This window comes from Streptomyces sp. NBC_01235, assembly GCF_035989285.1.
Taxonomy (GTDB): Bacteria; Actinomycetota; Actinomycetes; order Streptomycetales; family Streptomycetaceae; genus Streptomyces.
Genome location: NZ_CP108513.1, coordinates 1,271,633 through 1,293,231, shown reverse-complemented (window position 1 = coordinate 1,293,231; position 21,599 = coordinate 1,271,633). Strand labels below are relative to the sequence as shown.

Here is a 21,599-nt window from a genome sequence, read left to right as displayed (position 1 = left end):
GGCTCACGTCTTCACAGCAGCGCAGGCACCGCCTCCGTGCCCGCGCCCCAGGCCGCCGCGCACAGCGCCCGTTCGACCTCGGCGGTGTAGACGGCCGCGGCCAGCCAGGAGCGGGCGAAGCGATCCGTGTCGGCGGGGAGCAGCCGGCCGAACGCGTCGCGGGAACGGTCCGCGGCGGCGGCCCGGAGATCGTCGAGGAGGTCGCCCGCGGTGGCGAGACCGACGCGCCGCAGCCGCCCGCCGTCCCCCGCCCCGCTGCCCGGGAAGGCCAGCACCCGGCGGCCCCCGGACACGGCCTGGTGCACACGGCGGCGCAGGAGGTGCAGCGGGGCCTCGTCCACCACGGGAGCGGGAACCGGGCCGGGGGCGGTTGCCGGCGTGGGCAGGTCTGCGTGTTGGAGGCGGTCCAGGCCCAGGTCCACCCGGGCCTCGGGCCGGGCGGGGTGTTCGGCGGCGAGCAGCAGTGCGCGCGGGAGCGGGCCCGATGCGAGCCGTGCGACGATCCGCAGCCGGGAGCCCCGGGCTCCGGCCAGCAGGCGGAGGTTGTCACGGTACGGGAGCGCGGGGTCCTCGTGGGCCGTGGCCAGCCGCACCGCGAGGCCGTCGCACTCGGCCAGCAGACAGTCGCCCGCCGCCTCGCGGACCGTGCCCACCAGGGCGACGTCGAGGAAGAGCAGACCGTGGCCGCCGCTCAGGGCGCGGGCGACCTGCTCGCCGACGGGCACCGCCCACAGCCGGTCCAGCGGCTCGGCGGTCCACGCGGCACCCGACGCGCGCACTGCCCGCACCCCCGCCCCAGCGCCCAGCCGCCCCGTCGGCGAGACGGTCGCACCGGAGACCGCGAGTCCCGCCCGCGACAGCTCACGGTGGATCAGGGCGGTGTCGCCGATCCGTACGGCGCGGTCGGCGGCGCCGGTCGCCCGGCTCGGGCCCCCCGGGGCCACGTCGGAGACCGTGTAGAGGCGGCCCTCGGCGTCGGCGGTCCAGGTGACCGCGCCCGCGTACCCGGTCGCCGTCAGCACCGGTTCGGAGCAGACCCCGTACAGGCGCAGCGAGCCGTCCGGGACGTACGGCTGCCGTACGGCGCCGCGCAGTCCGGCCAGGTCGGGGCCGCTCGCGAACGGCAGCCGGTGGGCCACGCCGAGGACGGTGCGAAGCGCGTCCACGAGGTCGGGTCGCCGGTACGCGGGGTCGGCGGAGCGGGCCGCGCGTATCCCGGTGACCACGGAGACCGCCGAGGCGGCGGCACGGGGGAGTCCCGCGAGTCGCGCGGTGTGCGCGGCGCGCAGGAGCTCCGCCTGGAGCACGGCACCGGATCCGTCCGCACCGGCTTCGAGAACGGCGGCCGCCGCGTCGTACACGGCCCGTGCGGCGGCGAGTTGGGCCGGGGCGGCGCTCTCCGGTTCCGGCTCCGGGTCCGGCCGCGGTTGCGAACCCTCCTCGGTTCGCGCTCGCGCCTTCGGCGAGGGCGCGGATGGCGCGGGTGCCGTGTCGGGTGTGACGTCGGCGACCGGCGCTGCCGAGGCCGCCGCGGCGCGGTGCAGACAGTCGGGGGCGAGCAGACAACCGCAGCGGATCGCGTCCGCCCCGGTCACCGCACCGCCGGGCGCGTGCAGTTCGAGGTCGGTGTCGTCGTCGACGGCGATCCGTACGGTGTCGCCCTCGCGGACGACCGGACGAGCCGCCAGCTTGGCGATGCCCGCGTCCAGCCGCTTGCGCAGCCGGGGCGAGAGCGCCTCGACGAGTTCGGCGGTGACGGACGGGGCGACCGGAGGCAGGTCCGGACTCGTGCTCATGCGATCTTCTCCCCTACCCAGCGGGCGAGTTCGAGCGGACTGAGGGCGGCGACGGGCATGCCCGCGGCGACGAGCTGACCCGCGACGCCCGTGGAGTAGCGCGGTCGGCCGGTGTCGTCGAGGCTCGCGCAGCCCAGGACGTGACAGCCCGCCCCGACCAGCGCGCGCACCTCGGCGAGCAGTCCGCCGAGCGGGTAACCCTCCTCGAAGTCGCTGACGACCACGACGAGGGTCCGCGACGGCACGGTGACGAGCTCACGCGCGTGCCGCAGCCCCGCCGCGATGTGCGTGCCGCCGCCGACGCTCACCTCCAGCAGCAGCGACAACGGGTCCCCGACCTGGCCGGTGAGGTCGATGACCTCCGTGGAGAACGCCAGGAAGTGCGTGGACAGAGTCGGCACCCCGGCCAGCACCGAGGCCGTCAGCGCGGCCCACACCGTGGACGCCTCCATGGACCCCGACACGTCCGTGACCAGGATCAGTCGCCAGTCGGCGGCACGCCGAGCCCGGGTACGGAACACCGGGCGCTCGGGGATGACCCGGACCGTGCCGTCCGGGCCGCGCCGCGCGGTCGCCAGGTTGGCGCGCAGCGTGCGGGGCAGGTCGAGGCCGCCGCCCGGACGCCGGCTGGGGCGCGGCAGCGTCGTGCCGTGCAGAGCGGGCCGCAACCGGGTGGCGAGCTGCCGGGTCAACGCGTCGACCAGCCGCCGGACGAGCGGACGCAGCGCGGCCAGCCGGGCCTCGGGCAGCCCGCCCGCGTGCCGCAGCACCGTACGCAGCAGCTCGACCGAGGGGCGCACGCTGTCCGCGTCCAGCTCCGTGAGCACGTCGTTGCGGCCCGACGCGGCGGCTGCCGCCAGCACCTCCTCCCGGATGCCCGGCCCGAACAGCGCCGCCAGCTCTTGCGACCACTCCCGCACCCCGGGATACGGCACGTCCCGGCCGCCGCCGGCCCCCGGACCCGTCAGGTCCCCACGGCTGCCCTCGCCGCGCCCGCTGCCGTACAGCTCGTCCAGAGCCGTCGCCAACGAGCGGGCGGACGAAGGGAGTCGGTCGCTGCGGCGGCCCAGGACGAGCCGCCAGCGGTCGGCCGGGGCGAGGAGGCGATCCTCCTTCTCGCAGGCCTCGACGTCGTTGGTGAGGGCGTCAGCGACGGCGTCAGGGGTGAGGGCCGTGGGGGTGGGCGACTGGGCGTCGCCGCGTGGCCCGGGCAGCAGCCCCAGTGACCGCAGGGCGGCGCGGGCCGCGAGGTCCGCTCCGGTCCAAACGGCGAGCGCGGCAGGGTCGACGCCGTCGGTGTCGGTGACATGCCCGGTGTCGAGGCGTTCCTCGACGGCCGCGAGGAGACGGTCGCGGGCCGCGGGGCTCAGCGTCTCGAAACCGCCCCGCAGCGCGGGAAGCCGGTCCAGGAACTCCCGGTCGGGCAGCTCCGAGACACGGTTGAGCAGGGGCTCCAGTGCCGGTACCGCGGCCTCCAACAGCGGGCCCGCGGCGGTCAGCAGCCCGCCCAGCCGGGCAGTCAGCGCCGACCGCGTGTCGGGATCGACGGCTCCGTCGACCCAAGAGGCGACACGGTCGCCGAAGGCCCGGGCGTCCTCCTGCCCGAGCAGCACCCGGACGGCTCCGGCGGCACCACGCATCAGCGGGGAGCCGTCGGCGGCCAGCCGGGCGAGGGCGTCGGTGAGCCGGATTCCGCCCAACAGGTCGGCGCGGTGGGAGAGTTCCAGCAGGGCGTGGGCGTCGGCGGGGTCCTCGGAACCGGTCAGGCCGTCCACCTGCCGCACCGCCGCCGCGGTGAGCAGTTCGGCGACGCCGGCCGCCCGCGCCGTACGGTCATGGTCGGCGCCCAGCCCCGGTACGTGACCGGCCCGCAGCCGGTCCAGCAGGGCCAGTGCGGAAAGGAGTTCGGGCAGGGCACCGGCCTGGGGCAGCACCTCGGCGACGTCGTCGAGCCGCTCGTCCGCGAGCGGCGGCAGCCCGCACTGCGCGGCGTCCATGAGCCCTTGCAGCACCTGGGCGGCCGTCGACCCGCCCGCGTCCCGCTCCGCGCGCCGCCGTTCGCGCAGCACGCCCTCGGCGGCCTGGGCCGCGGTGACCCCGCGCACGCCGGCCGCGGTCAGCATGGCCGCCGTCGCCGGCGTCCAGCGCACCTCCCAACGGGAGGTGAGGGCCTCGGCGCCGCCCGCGCCGACGACCTCCCTCGCCTCCCCGTACGGCACCCCGCACACCGTCAGCCGCCGCAACAGCAGCTCACGACGCCGGTCGAGGTCCGACCGCAGCGGGTCGAGCCGTAGATCCCGGGCCGGGCCGGAGGCGCTCTCCGGTCCGGGCAGGCCCAGCCCCGCCACCTCGTCCTCCACCGCCGGGGCGAGACCACTGCGTGGTGCGTCCGGCGCGGGCCGGCCGGTACGCGTGCCGACGAGCACGTGCTCCATCGCCCGCGCCACGGCCCGCCCCCGCCCGTACGGTTCCCCCTGCGCGAGGACCGTCTGCACCGCCTCGACCAACTCGCCCCGGCCCGCCGCGGGCAGCCCGCGCAGCCTGGCGAGGTCCGAGGCGAGCCGACTGATCTCACGCGCGTCGGCCGGCCCGGACGGATGCCCGAGCCCCCGCAACTCCGCACACACCCGCACGGCCGCCCGCGTCAGCGCCTCCTCCAACGCCGCCGGATCCCCCGCTGCCCGCAACACCATGTCCTGCCACTCCGGGTCCCGAATCCCCGCCGGATAGCCGGAGCGCTCGTCCAGGAGCGCATAGGAGTAGGGGATCAACGAGGTGGTCCACGAAGCCCGCCCCGGGTCGCCGGCTGCGGGCCCCTTCCGGCCAACCGGGACGGAGGCACCGCCCTGCCCGCCGCCGGTCGGTCGGGGCGCTGCGGCCCGCCCGCCGCCGCCCGGGTCGGCCGCCTCGGCCCGCCCGTCGCCGGGCCAGTCGGACGGACCGTCGTGCCTCTTGTCGGTGGGGAGGGGAGCTTCGGTTCGCTTGTCGGCGGTCGGGTCGGGTGTCTTGGCAGGTCCGTTGTCGGGTGAGGCGGACGCGCCGTTCTGCTTGCGCACGGCTGTGTCGGACGCCATGGTTTCCGGGTCGCTGCCCGAGTCGGACGGATCGTCGTGCCCGTTGTCGGTGGGGAGGGGAGCTTCGGTTCGCTTGTCCGCGGTCGGGTCCGGTGTCCTGGTGTGTCCGCCGAGGGGCCGGTCGGACGCCTCGGTTCGCGCGTCGCCGGCCGGGTCGGAGGTTCCGGCTCGCCCGTCGTCGCTCGGGACGGAGGACTCGGTCCGCTCCACCCCGGTCCGGTCGGCGACCGTGCTTCGTCCGATGATGGACGTCCCCGTCAACGCCGGTGCGTGGAAGGCGCCGATGATCACGGCGGCCCGTTCGCCGTGGGTGGTGGCCTCGCTGATGCGGGACCGCATCCACCGCTCGCGCCGCAGGTCCAGCTCGGGTACCCCGCCGGAGGCCACCGCGTCCTCGCGCAGCGCCCACCCCGTCAGCAGGGCCGCCCGGCGCAGGGCCTCGGGTGGGGAGCCCGGGGCGGTGGCCTCGACGAGCCGGTCCCACAGGTCGTCGCCGGGGCGGCCCGTGAGGCGGGCGCGGAGTGCGTCGGTGAGCCCGCGCGAACCACCCTGCGCCGTGCCGCCGTCGCGCCCCTCGCCCCACGCGGCGTCCGCGAGGGGCAGGTCGCAGGCGATCACCGGGACGCCGTGCCGGGCGGCCCAGCGCACGGCGGCCAGCTCGGGCGAGAAGTCCGCGAACGGATAGAACGCCGGGCCCCCGCCGCCCCTCCCGTCACCGGGCGCCGCGGCGAGCGCGACCGGGGCCCGGGTCTCCTCGTGCCCGAGCCAGGGCAGCCACTCCTGCATCTCGGCCGGCAGCTCGACGAGCACCACGTCCGGCTTCGCCTCGTCCAGCAGCGCGGGCACGGCGGCGGCCAGCGAGGGCGCGTGGTGCCGTACGCCGATGAGGTAGGGCGCGGCCGGGTCGGTGAGGGCGGCGAGGGCCTCGTCCGGGGCGCCCGGTGCGGTGGGGTGGAGGGACACGGCCGTCAGCCCTCCAGGACCGTGCGCAGGTCCCACAGGGTGCGCCAGGTGGCGGAGCCCTGTTCGGCGCGGCGGCGGACGGGACCGTCCCAGTAGCCGCGCAGCCGGGCCGCGTCGGCCGGGTCGTCCTTGCGGACGACACCGAGCAGATGCCCCGGCAGCAGGCCCAGCACGTCACGGTCTCCCGGGAAGTACGCCGCCGCGAGTGCCAGCGCGCCCGCGACGGACACGGCCTCCGCGGTGCTCATCACCGTGGACGGCCGCTCCACCTCCCAGCCCTCCGCCGAACGGCCCTCACGCAGATCGCGGAACGCGGTGACCAGAGCCTCCAGCACGGCGTCGTCGACCTGGAAGGGCGCCCCGGCCCGCTCCACCGAGGCCCGCGCCTGACTGCGCACCAGCGCTGTCTCCGCGTCCAGGTCCGGAATCGGGCCGACCGTCTCGAAGTTGAAGCGGCGCTTGAGGGCCGCGGACATCTCCGAGACGCCCCTGTCGCGCAGGTTGGCCGTGGCGATCAGGTTGAAACCCGGCGCGGCATGCGCCAACGCGTCGTCCGTGCCCGCCAGTTCGGGTACGGCGATGCGCCGCTCCGACAACAGCGAGACCAGGGAGTCCTGCACCTCGGGCAGACACCGCGTGACCTCCTCGACGCGGGCGATGGCGCCCCGGGACATGGCGGTCAGCACCGGCGAGGGCACCAGCGCCTGCCGGCTCGGCCCCTGCGCCAGCAACAGGGCGTAGTTCCAGCCGTACTTGAGCTGGTCCTCCGTCGTACCCGCCGTGCCCTGCACGACCAGGCCGCTGGTGCCGCACACGGCGGTGGACAGCAGCTCGGACAGCATCGACTTGGCGGTACCGGGCTCGCCGACGAGCAGCAGCCCGCGCTCACCGGCCAGCGTGACCACACACCGCTCCACCAACGCCCGGTCGCCGACGAACTTGCCCTCCACCACCAGCCGGCGAGGCACCCCGTCGGGCGCCTCGACACCCTCGGGCAGCTTCAGGGCGCGGCCGTCGCTGCCCATGACGAACGTGACGACGCCGCGCGGGGTGAGCCGCCACGCGGGCGGGCGCGGCCCGTCGTCGTACGCGGCGAGGAAGGCCAGCTCGGCGGCGTACCGGTCCTCGGGCGGGACGATCTGGCGGACGGGGTCGGGGGACAGGGCGGTGCTGGTCATCGGCGCGCGTTCTTCCAGACGGGGCGGGAGGGTGGTCATCGGCGGCGGCCCTTGCGGGTGGCCCGGGTGGTGAGCTGCTCGTAGGCCGGGGCGTCACCGGCGCGGACGCGGTCCCACGCGCGTGTGAACAGTTCGGGCACCGGCACCACCGGCACCGTGCGCCCATGGGCGCGCACCGGATAGAGGTTCTCCTTCCAGACCTCCACCGGCAGCCCGGGGGACTTCAGGTCCAGCCAGCCGCAGGGCAGGAAGAGGGTGCGCCCGGCGCGCGGCCGCTTGGCCTCGACGACCAGGCCGGTCGCCGCGAGTTCGGCGCGGGCCTTCTTCGTCCGGGCGGGCTTCCAGCCGGTCCAGCGGACGCAGTCGCGGTCCGTCGGGTCCGGGAGGGCCAGCAACTGGAGGTAGAGCGCCGCCGCGTCCTCGCTCAGGCCGTGCTCCGCGGCGACCTCGGCGACCAGTTCCGGCACACTGAGGGTCGGGTCCTGGACGTACCCGGCGGGTCCCTCGGAGTCGGTACCGGCCGCCAGCGCGCGGGCGAGTTCCCCGTCGAGGATCGTCCGCAGGGCCCACATGCCCTGGCCCCGTCCGAGCCCGACGAGCCCCTCGACGAGCCCGAACACCGGGTCGTCCGCGGAGCTGAGCGCGCAGGGCCGGACCAGGACGCTCTCCTGGTCGCCGTGCCACGGGCGCAGCACCAGGGCCTCGCCCACGGGCGTGAGACCGTCCGCGTCGGTGCCCCCGGTGGCGGGCAGTCCGTACGCCTTGCGCAGCTCGACGGCGGTCGAGGAGCCCTTGTCCGTCCATGCGAGGTCCAGGTCGAGCAGCAGCCCCGGATCGGCGAGGCGGCGGCGCAGCGCGGCCAGGCTCCCCGGCAGGAGGGCCCGCAGCGGGTGCCCGTACGGCAGGGAGTAGGCGAGGCCGGCCAGGGCGGTCACGGCGCGCGTCAGGTCGTACCGGCCGGGCAGCGCAGCCGGGTCCTCCGCGACCAGGTTTCCGTTCTTGTCCGGCCGCTGGACGGTGGTGCGGCTGAGCCACGGGGTGAGCCCGGGGTTGAGGACCTCCTCGGCCGAGCCGGTGGGCAGGCCGCCGAGGGAGAGCTCCCCGGCGAGGTCCTCGGGCAGCCGGACGACCGCGCCGAGCCGCTCGGCCCACACCCGGCCCGCCGCCGCGATGTCCGGGCCGGCCATCCACAGGTCGCCGGGGTGGTCAGGCAGCAGCGCGCCGACGAGCGCCGCCCGGTCGCCGTCTCCGACCGTTCCCAACAGGGCGTCGCCGAGCTCCTTCTGACGAGGTTTCAGCCCTGTCGCGGCGATCACCTCGGCGGTGAGTTGTTTGGGCCTGGCCGCGAGCAGCAGGGCCGCCTGCACGGGCCCCAGCCCGCCGCACGACGCGGCGGCGAGGTCGGCGGGCGCCTCCGGCTGCCAGGGCGCCGGGCCCTTGTCCCGGACCAGTGCGGTGACGGCGGCCAGCGCGTCGGCGGGGAACACCGCCGGGTGCGCGGTCTCCCGCTCCAGGATGAAATGGGCGATCGCGCCGAACACCCCGGCCGGGTCGTGGTCCAGGGCGAGCCAGTTCACCAGCCCGGCCTGCCGGTCGACGTTCTGGCAGCCGAGGACGACGACGGTACGGCCGTCCCGGCGCAGTACCTGACCGACCCGCTCCTGCTTCTCGTGCGGCTCGCTCAGCACGACCTTGCGCAGTGCGCCCGCGGGCGCGGCCAGCGGCCCGTCGGCGATCGCCTCGAACAGCAGGAGCAGGGCCTCGCGCCGCGCCTCGGTCACCGTGGGGGAGGCGGCGCGGTACGCGAGCGGGCGCAGCACGTCCAGCACGGGCGTCCACACCAGGCCGATGCCGGGAACGGTGAAATCGTCGCTGCGCCACCCGTCGGCGGCTCCCGTGGACCGGGAGGCCTCGGCCAGGGCCTTGCCGTCGGCAGGCTTCCCGGACAGCACGTGATTGACGGCGCGGATCTGCCGCAGCGCGCTCCAGCGTGTCTCGTTGCCCCACCAGCCCTGCATCTCGACGAGGCCGGTGGCGGCCTCGCGCAGCGTCTCGTCGTCACCGTGCTCGGGTGCGAAGTCGGCGAACATGCCGTCGACGCGGCGGGGTTCCGCCTTCGGCCGTTCGGCCGGGGGCGCCACGAACGAGGCGGTGGACTCCGCCAGCCGCAGCCCCGCGCGCACGAGCGCCGCGACACCCGTGACGAGCCTCGGGTCGCCGAGCGCGGGCAGGGCGCGGGACACGATCTCCTGGATCACCTCGTCGGCGGTCGGGACGACGGCCTTGCTCTGCGACGTCCCGTCGACCGCCCCGGCCGCCGTCAGCTTCGCCTGCCGCTCAGCCAGCGCCCGCGCCGCCGTCCGCAGCAGCTCGGCCGCCTGCTCGTCGGTCAGCGCGCGCAGGACGGCCGACGCGCGCTCGTCGCGCGGGCGAAGAGCGTGCCAGAAGCCGACCGGCGGGACGAACCGGGTGCCGGCGGCGAACTCGCCGCCGCGCTCCATCGGCGTCACCCGGCCCAGTTCTACGGCGGCGGACGGGGCGTCGGACGCGTACAGGGCGATCTGCCGGTGGAGGCCGACGGCCACGGGCTCGGCCCCGCCGGGCAGTCGCAGCGCGCCGAGCAGGACGCCCGGCGCCCGGCCGCCGGCCCAGGGGAGGGCGACGGTCCGGCCGTCGGGCGTGCCGGCGACCGTCCGGGTCTCGGCGCCCTCGCCCTCCGTGCGCACCCAGCGTCCGAGGACGGTGCCGTCGGTGCCGAACGGGCTCTGTTCCAGGCCCGGCTGGAGGGGCAGTGCCTCGCAGTGCTGCTGGAGCAGGGTCGTGTCCTGACGGATGCCGGACCGCAGGAACGCGGGCAGCGAGGCACGTCCGTGCGTGCCGGTGGCCGGGTCGTACTCCAGCCACACGTGTTGCCGGCCCTGCCTGCCCTGACGCCAGTACGAGGTGCCGTCGCCGAGGATGCGGCGGCTCGGCGGCACGACGGTGTCACCGGCGTGCAGCGTGCGACCACCGGTGGCGCGACCGCCTCCGGGCAGCGGGATCGAGGCCTCGCCCGCGTGGCTGTTGCCGCCGTACCACTGAGGGATCTGCTCGCCGCCGACGGGGAACACGTCCGCCGGGCGGGCGGACCAGTAGCCGAACTGCTTGCCGTTCTGCCGCCAGATGACGAGCAGTTCGCCGTCCGTGTAGCGGTAGCTCGGGCGCTGCCAGCGGTCCAGTGCGACGGGCAGCCGCAGGTCGTGCTCCAGCAGGATCTCGTCGGGTCCGACGACGAGCACCTTGTGCGCGCGGGCGAGGATCAGCGCGGGCCAGGCCTCGCTGACGTTCAGTGTGTCGTCGCGGTCCCGCTTCGTCTCGGCGTCGAGTCGGCGCAGCGCCTCGTCGAGCGCGGGCCAGCCCAGCTCGTCGAGGATTCCGGCGCGCAGCGTGTGCCCGAGCAGGGGCGCGACCTGGTGCGCGGCGACCTTCGCGACGGCCGCCGGGCTCACCCGGGCGGCCACCGCGCGGAAGGGGCGCAGCCGTTCCAGCGCCGCCCGCGCGGCGGGCAGGCCGACCGCCGAGGCCAGTTCGCCGGCCGCGTTGTCCAGCCACTCCCGCAGCACGTCACTGAGCACGGGGTGGGCGGCCAGGCCCTCCATCACCTCGGCTGCGGGGCGGAAGCCGCTGACGGTGCCGATGTCGGCGTACAGCAGGCGCCGGAAGCGCGGGTCCGCGGCGGCCGCCGTGAGATCCCGGCGGCCGGGCCGGGGCTCGCGCAGCCAGCGGTCCAGGGAGAGGTACACGACCTGGTCGGGGCCGGGCAGCGTCAGCGGCACGCCCCGCGCCACGCACAGGTCCAGCAGGTCGAGGTCGGCGCCGGCGTGCCAGCGGCCCGTGCACAGGTCGACGGGACGGCCCCGCTCCCGCAGCCGGGGCGCCATCCGCTCCACGAGGGCGAGGGTGGCCGGGGAACGGCCGCTGACGTTGCCGCCGTGCTTGCGGTGCAGAGCCCACCGGCCGAGCCAGTCCGCCGGGTCCACCTCGGAGGCCGTCCCACCGGTGAGGAGCAGATCCGCGCCGCACTCCGTGAGCAGCGCCAGCCAGAACTCGTCGTCCTCGACGGAACGGCCCAGGCCCGCCGGCATGATCTCCAACAGCCGCTCGCGCACCTCCGGTCGCCGCTCCGCGAGGACGGCGAGCGCCGGCCGGTAGGCGTTCCAGAAGGACGCGGGGGCCCGGACCGCGGCGGGCGACGCGAGCAGGTCGGCGACCAGGGCGCACTCCTCGGTGACCCGGTCGAGACCCGCGGCCTTGATCAGCCCGCGCGCGTCCTGCGGCAGCGACGCGTACGGAGGCATCCCGGCGGCGCAGCGCTCCACGGTCAGCTGCCGGAACTGCGCCCAGGCCGCGGCCGGGTCGAGCCGCGCGGCGAGGGCCCTGACGTGCTCCTTGAGCGCCTTGACCGTCAACGCCCCCGCGAAGGCGAACTCCAGGAACACGGCCCGCTGCCGCTCCTCGTCCACCGTCAGCGCGTGCACCCGCTCGGCCTCGCGGGCCTTGCCGAAGAAGGCGGAGGCGTACGTCGTGTTCTCGTGCTGGAGGAAGACCCGGGCGGCCTGCTCGTAGAAGGTGGGCAGGAAGTGCGGCACGGACCGGCCGAGCCGGGTGCCGAGTTCCTCGAAGCCGTCCTTGGCGGTGCCGGGGCGGGACTTGGCCTGCCGCGCGAGCCGTTCGACATCCTTGACCAGCGCCAGCGCGTGGTGGCCGTTGGCCGGGTCGTTGACCAGCGCCCAGGCGGGGAAGCCGAGCGTCTCCCGGCGGACCTGGCCGACCTCGGGGGTCTCCGCGTCCCGGGACAGCCCGAGGAAGTCCAGCGCGAGGTCCTCGGCCTCGCCCAGGGTGCCCGGCACCAGCCGCACGACCCGCCGGTCGTCGAGCGCGGGGTGGGTGTATGTGCGGACGGTGAGCGAGTCGGCGTCCTCGCGGGCCGTGCTGCCCGGGGGCAGGACGGCGCCCGCGTCGAGCAGGGCGGCCGCGGTGGTCTCGTCGTAGGTCGTCATGCCGCTTGCTCCTCGTCCTCGATGTCCCGCCCGGCGTACAGCGCGGCCGCCATGCGCATGCCCTCCGACCAGGCCACCGGCCCGACCTGACCGAGCTTCAGCGCCCGGCCGGCGGAGTCGGTGAACACCAGGGGGCCGGTCTCCGCCTGCTCGTAGCCCTCGTAGTCGCCGACCCACACCCGGGCCTCGACGGTGCGGCCGTCCTCCAGGACGGACGTGACGGCGTGGCCGCCGCGCACGCGGTGGCCGAGCTGGGTGACCCGGCCGTGCAGGAACCGCTGCTCCTTGAACACTCCGCCGGCGTACTCCTCGACGGCGGTGCTCTCCGCGTCGAGCGTGGCGGGCCGCTGCCACACCTCGCGGAACAGCTGCTGGGCGCGCTGCTCGACGCCGAGTTCGACGGCGAACTCCCGCAGTTCCTCCAGGTCGTCGAGGAGCACGGGGTGCGGGAGACGGACGAGGTCCGGGGAGATGCGGACGGTGTCGCCGTCGAGGTCGACCAGGCCGAGGCCGCGCTCGGGGTCGGCGTCCCGCAGGAACCCCGCCACCTCGCCGTCGGCCCCCGTGACGACGAGGTCGCGCAGGGCTGCCTGCCACGCGGGGTCGGGCCACACCCGCGCGACGACGGCGAGCGGCACGGGCAGTGAGCGCACCATCCACCGCTCCACGTCGGCCAGACACCGGCGTTCGTGCCGCTCCAGCCACTCGGTGAGCTGACGCAGGCCCACCACCGCCGGATCGTCGGCGATCTTGGGAGGTACGGACTTCAACCGCCGCCCGGCCGCGTTGCGGCACACCACCTTGCCGTCGTCGAGAGCGACTTCGTAGTCGCCGGCCGACACCCACCCCATGTGTGCCTCCCGCACCCGCAGTGATCAAGTGACGGGAACTGTAGAACAGGCCACTGACAACGGGGTCCGGGAGACGGCAGGCGGGCGGTGACGAGGGGTCCGGCAGGACGAGGTCCCAGGTCACCGCCCGGCAACGGGCCTCACCAGGCGGTCCAGCCGCCGTCCACGGTGAGGGTGGTTCCGGTCACGAACCGCGAGGCGTCCGAGGCGAGGAACACCGCCGCGCCGCCCAGCTCCTCGACGTCCCCGACCCGGCCGAGCGGGGTGCCGCGCACGATCCGCTCGCCCCATCGGCTGTCCAGCAGCCCCGAGCTGAGGTCGGTGCGGAAGTAGCCGGGCGCAAGGGAGTTGACCCGTACCCCGCGGTCCGCCCACTCCACGGCGAGCGCCCGGGTCAGTGCCTCGACGGCGCCCTTGCTGGCGGCGTACGGGGCGATCCGCTCGAAGCCGGTGCTCGCGTGCACCGACGAGACGTTCACGATCGAACCGGCCCCCTGGTCCAGCATCACCTTGCCGGCTTCACGGCAGCAGTAGAACGTCCCCTGGAGGTTGACGTCCAGGACCTGCTGCCAGTCCTCGTCGGTCACCTTCTCGCTGCGGGTGAAGTGGGGGCTGATTCCGGCGCAGTTGACGAGCGCGTCCAGCCGCCCGGTCCAGCCGACGATGCGTTCGACCAGACCGCTCATCGCTGCCGAGTCCGCGACGGAGCCGGGCAGCACCAGCACCTTGCCGCCGTGCGCGCCGAGTTCGGCCTCCAGTGTCTCCAGGTCCCCGGCCGTCCGCGCGGTCACGGCCACGGAGGCGCCGGCCTGCGACAGGGCGACGGCGACGGCCCGCCCGAGCCCCTTGCCGGCTCCGGTCACCCAGGCCGTCCTGCCGTCCAGTCGCAGAGCGGTGTTCACGTCGGTCACGAGCCGTCCTCCGTCGGGATGTCGCGCAGGGTGCGCTTGAGGACCTTCCCCGAGGGAGTGCGGGGCAGTTCGTCGACGACGTCGAAGCGGACGGGCACCTTGAACCCGGCCAGCCGGGACCGGCAGAACTCGCGCAGTTCGTCCGCCCCCGCGTCCGCCCCCGGCCGGAACACCACGAACGCGCGCGGGACCTCGCCCCAGCGGGGATGGGCCAGGCCGACGACGGCCGCCTCCAGCACCGCGGGGTGCTCGTACAGGACACGTTCCACCTCCGGCGTGGCGATGTTCTCGCCGCCCGAGACGATCATGTCCTTCTTGCGGTCGTCGATGTAGAGGAAGCCGTCCTCGTCTACGTGCCCGATGTCCCCGGTGTGGAACCAGCCGTCCCTGAGGGCGGCGGCCGTGGCCTTCTCGTCGTGCCAGTAGCCCGTGAAGACCTTCGGTCCGCGCAGGGTGATCTCGCCGAGTTCGCCCGCCGGGACCTCCTTGCCGATGTCGTCGACGATCCGCACGCGCGTGTGCGGCACCGGACGTCCGACCGAGCCCAGCTTGGTCAGCCCGTGCGCGCGGTCGAGGAAGGTGTCGCCCGACACCGTCTCGGTCAGCCCGTAGGCGTCGGCGAACCAGGCGTTGGGGAAGGCGTTCATGATCCGCCGCAGGACCGGCTCGGGGGTCTTCTCGCCGCCGCCCACGATGAAGCGCATCGAGGTGGTGTCGTACGACTCCCGGTCCGGGACCTCCAGCACGGCGTTGACCATGACGGGCGCCAGCCACGCGTTGGTGACGCCGTGTTCCTGGATCGCCCGCAGGGCACCCGCCGCGTCGAACTTCCGTTGCAGGACCACGCTCCCTCCGGCGTACAGGGTGGCCAGCGCGGGCATGTCGAGGCCGCCCACGTGGTAGAGCGGCCCGCACACCAGGGTGGTGTCCGCCGAGGTCAGGCCGAAGTGGACGATCTGGGCCAGGTTCTTCGCCTGCACATTGCCGTGGGTGATGCACACGCCCTTGGGGCGCGAGGTGGTGCCCGAGGTGTACATCAGGCGCTGGAGATCGCCCGGCTCGACGTCCACCGGCTCCACCCGGGCGCCGTGATGCCGGGCGAGCAACTCCTCGTAACCGGTCCAGGGCCCCTCCACGGCGGCCGTGCCGCCGACCTGGATCCGGTGCTCCAGCGTGTCCAGGTCCTCGGCGATCCGGTCCACCGCCCGCACGAACTCCGGCTCGGTCACGACGACCTTGGCGCGGGCGTGGCCCAGAATGTACCGCCACTCCTCCTCCGACAATCGGTAGTTCAGCGGCAGGAAGACCGCGCCGATCCGGTTGACGGCGTAGACCAGCTCCAGGAACTCGGGCTGGTTGTAGAGCAGCAGTCCCACGATGTCACCGCGCCGGACGCCCAGCTCCGTCAGGCCGGCGGCCAGACGGTTCACCCGCTCGTGCAGCTCGCGCACGGTCAGGCGCCGGTCCCCCTGGAGGACGGCGACGGCGTCGGGCCGTTGGATCCGGTGGTAATCGAGGATGCTCGCGAAATTGTGCACGGCGACTCTCTCGGCTCGGCGGTCGGAAATGTCCCGACCGGTCGGTTGCCCGCTCACAAGATTTAGTGTACCCCTTGGTCTATAAAACCTGATCGCACTTTACGGCGACGCGCACTTCTCGACAACACTCCGCGCGGGCGGCATCGCCTTCAGGAATACCAGAGGGGTGACGGGCTCCACGGACGAGGCGTGGGCTCCGCAGACGAGGAGGGCCTCACATGCCACACGTACGCCTCGACGTCGACGGCCCCGTCGTCACGGTCCGTATGGACCATCCGCCGCTGAACGCCTTCGACACCACTCAGCGCGAGGAACTCGCCGCGCGGGTGCGTGAGCTGGCGGACGCGCGTGACGTACGGGCCGTCGTCCTCTACGGCGGTGAACGGCTCTTCGCGGCCGGGGCGGACCTCAAGTCGCTCGCCGCCATGGGACCGGAAGAAGTGCGGGGCTGGAACCGGGCCCTGCAGCGGACGTTCGACGAGGTGGCCCGGCTGCCGATGCCGGTCGTCGCGGCGATCAACGGGTACGCGCTCGGCGGAGGGCTGGAACTGGCCCTGGCCGCCGACCACCGGGTGGCGGCCGAGGACGCCGTCCTCGGGCAGCCGGAGGTGCGGCTCGGCATCATGCCGGGCTCGGGCGGCACCCAGCGCCTGACCCGGCTGATCGGGCCGTCCCGGGCGAAGAACCTGCTGATGACCGGCCGCCGGGTGGGCGCGGAGGAAGCGCTGCGCCTGGGACTGGTGGACGAGGTCGTCCCCGCCGCGACGGTGTACGAGGCCGCACTCGCCCACGCCCGTCGGCTCGCCGAAGGACCCGCTGCCGCCCTGGAGGCGATCAAGGAAGCGGTCGACCACGGCGCCGACATCGGGATCCCCGCCGCCCTGGCCCTCGAACGGGCGCTGTTCACCGGGGTGTTCGGCACCGCGGACGCCGCCACGGGCATCCGCTCCTTCCTCGAGCACGGCCCGGGCCACGCCCGCTTCGAGGGCACGCCGAGGAACCGTGAGAGCCACGAAACGACGGACGACAAGGAAGAGAAGGGGGAGGAGAAATGAAGGCACTTCGCTGGCACGGCGCACGCGACCTGCGCCTGGAGGAGGTCCCCGACCCACCCGAACCCGGCCCGCACGAAGCGGTCGTCGAGGTCTCCTGGTGCGGGGTCTGCGGCACCGACCTGCACGAATACCTCGAAGGCCCGCACATGATCCGCGAGGGCCCGCACCCGCTCACCGGCGGCGCGCCGCCCCTCGCCCTCGGCCACGAGCTGAGCGGCACGGTCCTCGCCCTGGGCGGGGAGGCCCCGGGGATCGCCGTCGGCGACCGGGTCACCGCGGACCCCGTCTGGCGCTGCGGGGTCTGCTTCTGGTGTGTGCGCGGCGAGTACCACATCTGCCCGAAGAGCGGCTCGGTCGGCCTGGCCTCGCCCGGCGCGTTCGCCGAGCGCGTCACCGTCCCGCTCGCCGGACTCACCCGGCTGCCCGACAACGTCGGCGACGAACTCGCTGCCCTGGCCGAGCCGTTGGCGGTGGGTCTGCACGCGGTCACCCGCGGCTCAGTGCGCCCCGGCGACAACGTTCTCGTCGTCGGCGGCGGCCCCATCGGCTTCGCCGTCGTCCTCGCGGCCCGCCTCGCGGGCGCAGCCGGCCTCTATGTGAGCGAACCCCTGAAGGAACGCCGCGAGAAGCTCCTCGAACTCGGTGTCACCGAGGCCTTCGACCCACGCGAGACGGACGTACGCCGCGAGCTGTTCGTGCGCACCGGCCGTATCGGTCCGGACGTCGTCGTCGACGCGACCGGCGTCCCCGCGCTCGCCGCTCAGGCCGTCGCCACGGTCCGCCGCGGTGGCCGGGTCGTCCTCGCCGGCGTCGGCCACGGCAAGGTCGAGTTCGACCTGAGCCAGCTCGTCTTCTACGAGCGTGCCGTCCTCGGCACGCTCGGCTACCAGCACGACATCCCCCGCGTGATCGACCTGATGAGCACGGGACGGCTGGACGCCTCCGCCCTGATCACCGGCCGCCGCCCGCTCTCCGCAGGAGTCGACGCCTTCGCCGATCTGGCCGCCGACCGCGCCCGCCACCTCAAGGTCCTGCTGACCCCGAAGGGACTGTGAACATGGATTTCGACCTGCCCGAGGAGACCAGGGCGCTGCAGGACATGGTCCGCGAGTTCGCCGCCCGCGAGATCACGCCGCACGCCGCCCAGTGGTCGGAGAACGAGGAGTTCCCGACCCACATCTTCACCAAGCTCGGTGAGCTCGGCCTCATGGGCATGCTCGTGCCCGAAGAGTACGAGGGCGCGGGCGCCGACACGGTCACCTACGTTGCCGTGATGGAGGAACTCGGCGCCGCCGACCAGTCGGTGGCCTCCTCCTGGAACGCGCACTCCACCATCGCGACCCTGCCGCTGCTCGCCTACGGCACCGAGGAGCAGAAGCGGCGCTGGCTGGCGCCGCTGGCGCGCGGCGAGGCCATCGGCGCGTTCGGCCTGACCGAGCCGGAGGCCGGCTCCGACGCGGCCGGCATCACCACCACCGCCCGCCGCGCGGACGGCGGCTGGGTGATCAACGGCACGAAGATGTTCATCACCAACGCCGGAACCGACATCAGCCAGGGCGTCACCCTGCTCGCCGTGACCGGTCGCGACGACGACGGCCGCAAGCGGTTCGCCACGTTCTACGTCCCGACCGACACCCCCGGCTACACCTGCGGCCGCAAGCTGAAGAAGCTCGGCTGGCATGCCATGGACACCCGGGAACTGGTCTTCACCGACTGCTTCATCCCCGACGACCATCTCATCGGAGAGGAGGGCGGCGGACTGCGCCAGTTCCTGTCCGTGCTGGACAAGGGCCGGATCAGCGTCGCGGCGCTCGGACTGTCGCTCGCCAAGGCGGCCCTCGCGCTGGCCGTCCAACACGCCACGGAACGCGAGCAGTTCGGCCGCCCCCTGTCGTCCTTCCAGGCGGTCGCCCACAAGATCGCCGACATGGGCACCGAGTTGGAGGCCGCCCGCTGGATGGTCTACCGGGCCGCCTGGCTCGCCGACATGGGCCGCCCGTACAGCACGGAGGCCGCGATGGCGAAGCTGTACGCCTCCGAGGTCGCCAACCGCGCCGCCTCCCAGGCGGTCCAGATCCACGGCGGCTACGGCTACGTACGCGAGTCGGAGATCTCCCGCTTCTACGCCGACGCCAAGATCCTGGAGATCGGCGAGGGGACGAACGAGATCCAGCGCAACGTGATCGCACGAGCCCTGGTCAAGAAGGCATGAACGGTTTCCCGCGGTGCGCCGGAGCAGCGCACCGCGGGTCCGCTTCAGGCGACCGGAGCCGCCTCCCAGACGGCCTCCGGGTCCAGCGGCAGCTCGGGCCGGTCGCGCTTGAAGGCGGCCGCCCGCTCCTCGACGTCCGACAGGGCGCCGTCGGGAGCGCCGAACCCGCGGAACAGCGTCGCGCAGTACTCGCGGGACAGGAAGGCGGGGTCCCAGCGGCCGCCCGGCTTCACCCACTGGTAGGTGTGGTTGTGCAGGTTGAGGAACTGCAGGGTGGCCAGCCGCGCTTCGAACGCGCGGAAGGAACCCTCCTCGACGGCTTCCGTCAGCAGCCCGGAGACCAGTTGCTCGAACTCGGCCCGCTGGCCGAGCAGGGTCTCCAGCTCGGCGCCGCTGAGACTGCGGTAGTCGTGCTCGTAGACCCAGATGTGGTCGAGCCTGCGGAAGATGATCGTCAGCAGGGACTCCGAGAGCAGCCGCAGCCGCAGCAGCGGGTCGGCGTCCACCTCGGCGATCTGCCGGGCCCGGGACAGCAGTGGTGCCATCACCCGGGACTGGATCTCGATCAGCAGGTTTTCCTTCGAGCCGATGTAGTAGTACAGCGCTCCCTTGGCGAGCCCGACCGCCCGGCCCAGGTCGTTGACGGACGTCGCCGCGTAGCCCTGGCGGGCGAACAGCTCGGCGGCCGTGTCGATGATCTTCTGGCGTCGGACCTCGAAGTCCGGTCCGTGACCCGGTGGTCGTGGCATGGCTTTCTCTCCCCTGGTGTGACGACGTGTCGATCCGACCAACCCGTGTCCGCTCGAGGCGGGCCTCGGCCCGCCTGGGGGAAAGCGGCGCACGGGACGTCGTCGCCTAGTTTGCTAGACCAAACGGTACATTAAAAGACGGTCGCGGGGCGCCCGGCGCGACGCCCGCGGAGCATAGCGAGGACGCGCATGACCCAGGCACTGCGGACCCAGACCCCGCACGACACCCACACCACCCCTACGGACCGGCTGCTGGAGATGTACCGCAGGATGCGCCGCATCCGGCGCTTCGAGGAGCGGGCCTCCGAGCTGTACAAGGCGACGGAGATCCCCGGCTTCCTGCACCTGTCCATCGGCCAGGAGGCGAGCGCGGTGGGCTCCTGCTGGCCGCTCGGCGAACGGGACGGCATCACCTCCACCCACCGCGGCCACGGCCATGTCCTGGCCAAGGGCCTGGACTCCGCGTCGATGATGGCCGAACTGATGGGCAAGGAGGCGGGCACCTGCCACGGCCGTGGCGGCTCCATGCACATCGCCGACCCGCGGCTCGGCATCTACGGCGCGAACGGCATCGTCGGCGCCGGGCTGCCGATCGCCGCCGGCGTCGCCACGGCCGCCAAGCTGCGCGCCGCGGGGGACGTGGTGGTGGCGTTCTTCGGCGACGGCGCGGTCGCCCAGGGCATGTTCCACGAGGCCGTCAACCTGGCCGCCGTGTGGGACCTGCCGGTCGTCTTCCTCTGTGAGAACAACCACTACTCGGAGTTCTCGCCCGCCGCCGACCAGCACCGCGCCCCGCTGTCCGCCCGCGCCGCCGGGTACGGCATCGGCTACGAGCACGTGGACGGCAACGACGTCCTCGCCGTGGCCGCGACGACGACCGAGGTGGTGGCACGGCTGCGCGCGGGCGGCGGCCCGGTGCTGGTGGAGGCCGAGACCTACCGCTGGCACGGCCACTACGAGGGTGACCCCGAGCGCTACCGCACCCCCGAGGAGGTCGCGGCCGCCAAGGAGCGCGACCCGTTGCTGGTCGCCCGCCGTCACCTCGCCGAGGCGGGCCTGCCCGCCGAACTCGCCGACGCCGTCGACGAGGAGATCGACAAGGAGATCGAGGCGGCCGTGGAGTGGGCGCGGCGCCTGCCGGAGCCGGCGCCCGAGACCCTGTACGACTTCGTCTCGGCGCCGCGCGCGGCCGTGCCCGAGCCCGCCCCGGCCGAGGGGGAGCTCTTCCGCTCCATGGACGCCGTACGCCTCGCCCTGGAGCACGAGCTGACGGCCGACCCGTCCGTCTTCGTCGCCGGTATCGACGTCGGCGCGGGCGGGAACGTCTTCGGCCTCACCCGGGGGCTCGCGCAGGCCTTCCCGGGCCGGGTCCGGGACACCCCGATCAGCGAGAGCGCCATCATCGGCACGGCGGTCGGGGCGGCCATGGCCGGGATGCGGCCGGTCGTGGAGATCATGTACATGGACTTCATCGGCGTCGCCCTGGACATGCTGCTCAACCAGGCGGCCAAGCTCCGCTTCATGACCGGCGGCAGGGCCTCGCTCCCGCTCGTCGTGCGCACCCAGTTCGGCGCCGGACGCTCCTCCGGCAGCCAGCACTCGCAGAGCCTGGAGGCACTGCTGGCCCACATCCCGGGACTCACGGTGGTGATGCCGTCCAACCCGGCCGACACCTACGGCCTGCTGCGCGCCGCCATCCAGGACCCCAACCCGGTGGTCTTCGTGGAGAACCGGCTCCAGTACGGCTTCAAGGGGCCCAGGCCCGTCGACGGCCATCTGCTGCCGCTGGGGAAGGCGAAGGTCGTCCGTGAGGGCACCGACGTCACCCTGGTCTCCTGGTCGCGGATGGTCCAGGACTGCCTCGCCGCCGCGGAGTCGCTGGCCGCCGAGGGCGTGAGCGTCGAGGTGGTCGATCTGCGCACCATCGCCCCGCTGGACCGCGAGACGGTCCTCGCCTCCCTCGCCAAGACCAACCGCCTGGTCATCGCGCACGAGGCGGTACGGGACTTCGGCGTCGGCGCCGAACTCGCGGCGCTCGCCGTCGACGAGGGGTTCTGGCACCTGGACGCGCCGGTCACCCGGGTGGCGCCACCGCCGATGCCCGCGCCCTACGCGCCCTCGCTGGAGCGGCTGTGGCTGCCGTCGAAGGACACCATCGCGGAGACGGTACGGCGCATCGCGGCCGTGTAGCGGCGGTGTGGTCCTTCGAACAGAGGAAGGCCCCAGGACCTGA

General features: G+C 74.2%; 12 protein-coding genes. 4 read left to right on the top strand and 8 right to left on the bottom strand.

What is annotated here, in order from left to right; translation table 11 throughout:
- Positions 1-11: 11 nt before the first annotated feature.
- From OG289_RS05930 to OG289_RS05900, 7 genes are all read right to left on the bottom strand, one after another.
- A complete protein-coding gene (locus OG289_RS05930; RefSeq protein WP_327312944.1) occupies positions 12-1,796 on the bottom strand; it encodes a hypothetical protein in 1,785 nt (594 codons plus the stop codon).
- Positions 1,793-5,833 (bottom strand): DUF5682 family protein, encoded by a 4,041-nt coding sequence (locus OG289_RS05925; RefSeq protein WP_327312943.1) that lies wholly within the window; start codon positions 5,831-5,833, stop codon positions 1,793-1,795. Before OG289_RS05925 ends, OG289_RS05930 begins: the two co-directional genes overlap by 4 nt.
- 5 nt (positions 5,834-5,838) lie before the next feature.
- A complete protein-coding gene (locus OG289_RS05920) occupies positions 5,839-7,011 on the bottom strand; it encodes an ATP-binding protein (protein WP_327312942.1) in 1,173 nt (390 codons plus the stop codon).
- Between the two features lie 35 nt (positions 7,012-7,046).
- Positions 7,047-12,050 (bottom strand): hypothetical protein, encoded by a 5,004-nt coding sequence (locus tag OG289_RS05915; RefSeq protein WP_327312941.1) that lies wholly within the window; start codon positions 12,048-12,050, stop codon positions 7,047-7,049.
- Positions 12,047-12,901, bottom strand: a complete 855-nt coding sequence (locus OG289_RS05910; RefSeq protein WP_327312940.1) for a DUF4132 domain-containing protein — start codon at positions 12,899-12,901, stop codon at positions 12,047-12,049. The genes OG289_RS05915 and OG289_RS05910 overlap by 4 nt, the downstream gene beginning before the upstream one ends.
- A 140-nt stretch (positions 12,902-13,041) precedes the next feature.
- Positions 13,042-13,812, bottom strand: coding sequence for an SDR family NAD(P)-dependent oxidoreductase (locus OG289_RS05905; RefSeq protein WP_327312939.1), 771 nt, complete (start codon positions 13,810-13,812; stop codon positions 13,042-13,044).
- Entirely contained in the window at positions 13,809-15,350 is a 1,542-nt protein-coding gene (locus tag OG289_RS05900) for an acyl-CoA synthetase (RefSeq protein WP_327312938.1), read from the bottom strand. Before OG289_RS05900 ends, OG289_RS05905 begins: the two co-directional genes overlap by 4 nt.
- 218 nt (positions 15,351-15,568) lie before the next feature.
- Here OG289_RS05900 and OG289_RS05895 point away from each other — a divergent pair, with 218 nt between their 5' ends.
- From OG289_RS05895 to OG289_RS05885, 3 genes are read left to right on the top strand one after another with little or no spacing between them, the layout of a single operon-like run.
- Positions 15,569-16,405, top strand: coding sequence for an enoyl-CoA hydratase/isomerase family protein (locus tag OG289_RS05895; protein ID WP_327312937.1), 837 nt, complete (start codon positions 15,569-15,571; stop codon positions 16,403-16,405).
- On the top strand, positions 16,402-17,460 hold the full coding sequence (locus OG289_RS05890) for a zinc-binding dehydrogenase (RefSeq protein ID WP_327312936.1): 1,059 nt from the start codon (positions 16,402-16,404) through the stop codon (positions 17,458-17,460). The genes OG289_RS05895 and OG289_RS05890 overlap by 4 nt, the downstream gene beginning before the upstream one ends.
- Before the next feature lie 2 nt (positions 17,461-17,462).
- A complete protein-coding gene (locus OG289_RS05885; protein WP_327312935.1) occupies positions 17,463-18,617 on the top strand; it encodes an acyl-CoA dehydrogenase family protein in 1,155 nt (384 codons plus the stop codon).
- A 44-nt stretch (positions 18,618-18,661) separates the two neighbouring features.
- On the opposite strand, the gene OG289_RS05880 is transcribed toward OG289_RS05885, so the two are convergent.
- Complete coding sequence (locus OG289_RS05880; protein ID WP_327312934.1) at positions 18,662-19,366, bottom strand: TetR/AcrR family transcriptional regulator; 705 nt, start codon at positions 19,364-19,366, stop codon at positions 18,662-18,664.
- A 189-nt stretch (positions 19,367-19,555) separates the two neighbouring features.
- Between OG289_RS05880 and OG289_RS05875 the strand changes: the two genes are divergently transcribed.
- Complete coding sequence (locus tag OG289_RS05875; RefSeq protein ID WP_327312933.1) at positions 19,556-21,556, top strand: alpha-ketoacid dehydrogenase subunit alpha/beta; 2,001 nt, start codon at positions 19,556-19,558, stop codon at positions 21,554-21,556.
- The last annotated feature ends 43 nt before the right edge of the window (positions 21,557-21,599 follow it).

What these genes read in the sequence shown, in the direction of transcription:
- OG289_RS05930 (WP_327312944.1), bottom strand. Translation starts at nt 1,796, where the DNA reads ATGAGCACGAGTCCGGACCTGCCTCCGGTCGCCCCGTCCGTCACCGCC.
- OG289_RS05920 (WP_327312942.1), bottom strand. Translation starts at nt 7,011, where the DNA reads ATGACCAGCACCGCCCTGTCCCCCGACCCCGTCCGCCAGATCGTCCCG.
- OG289_RS05915 (WP_327312941.1), bottom strand. Translation starts at nt 12,050, where the DNA reads ATGACGACCTACGACGAGACCACCGCGGCCGCCCTGCTCGACGCGGGC.
- OG289_RS05910 (WP_327312940.1), bottom strand. Translation starts at nt 12,901, where the DNA reads ATGGGGTGGGTGTCGGCCGGCGACTACGAAGTCGCTCTCGACGACGGC.
- OG289_RS05895 (WP_327312937.1), top strand. Translation starts at nt 15,569, where the DNA reads ATGCCACACGTACGCCTCGACGTCGACGGCCCCGTCGTCACGGTCCGT.
- OG289_RS05890 (WP_327312936.1), top strand. Translation starts at nt 16,402, where the DNA reads ATGAAGGCACTTCGCTGGCACGGCGCACGCGACCTGCGCCTGGAGGAG.
- OG289_RS05885 (WP_327312935.1), top strand. Translation starts at nt 17,463, where the DNA reads ATGGATTTCGACCTGCCCGAGGAGACCAGGGCGCTGCAGGACATGGTC.
- OG289_RS05880 (WP_327312934.1), bottom strand. Translation starts at nt 19,366, where the DNA reads ATGCCACGACCACCGGGTCACGGACCGGACTTCGAGGTCCGACGCCAG.
- OG289_RS05875 (WP_327312933.1), top strand. Translation starts at nt 19,556, where the DNA reads ATGACCCAGGCACTGCGGACCCAGACCCCGCACGACACCCACACCACC.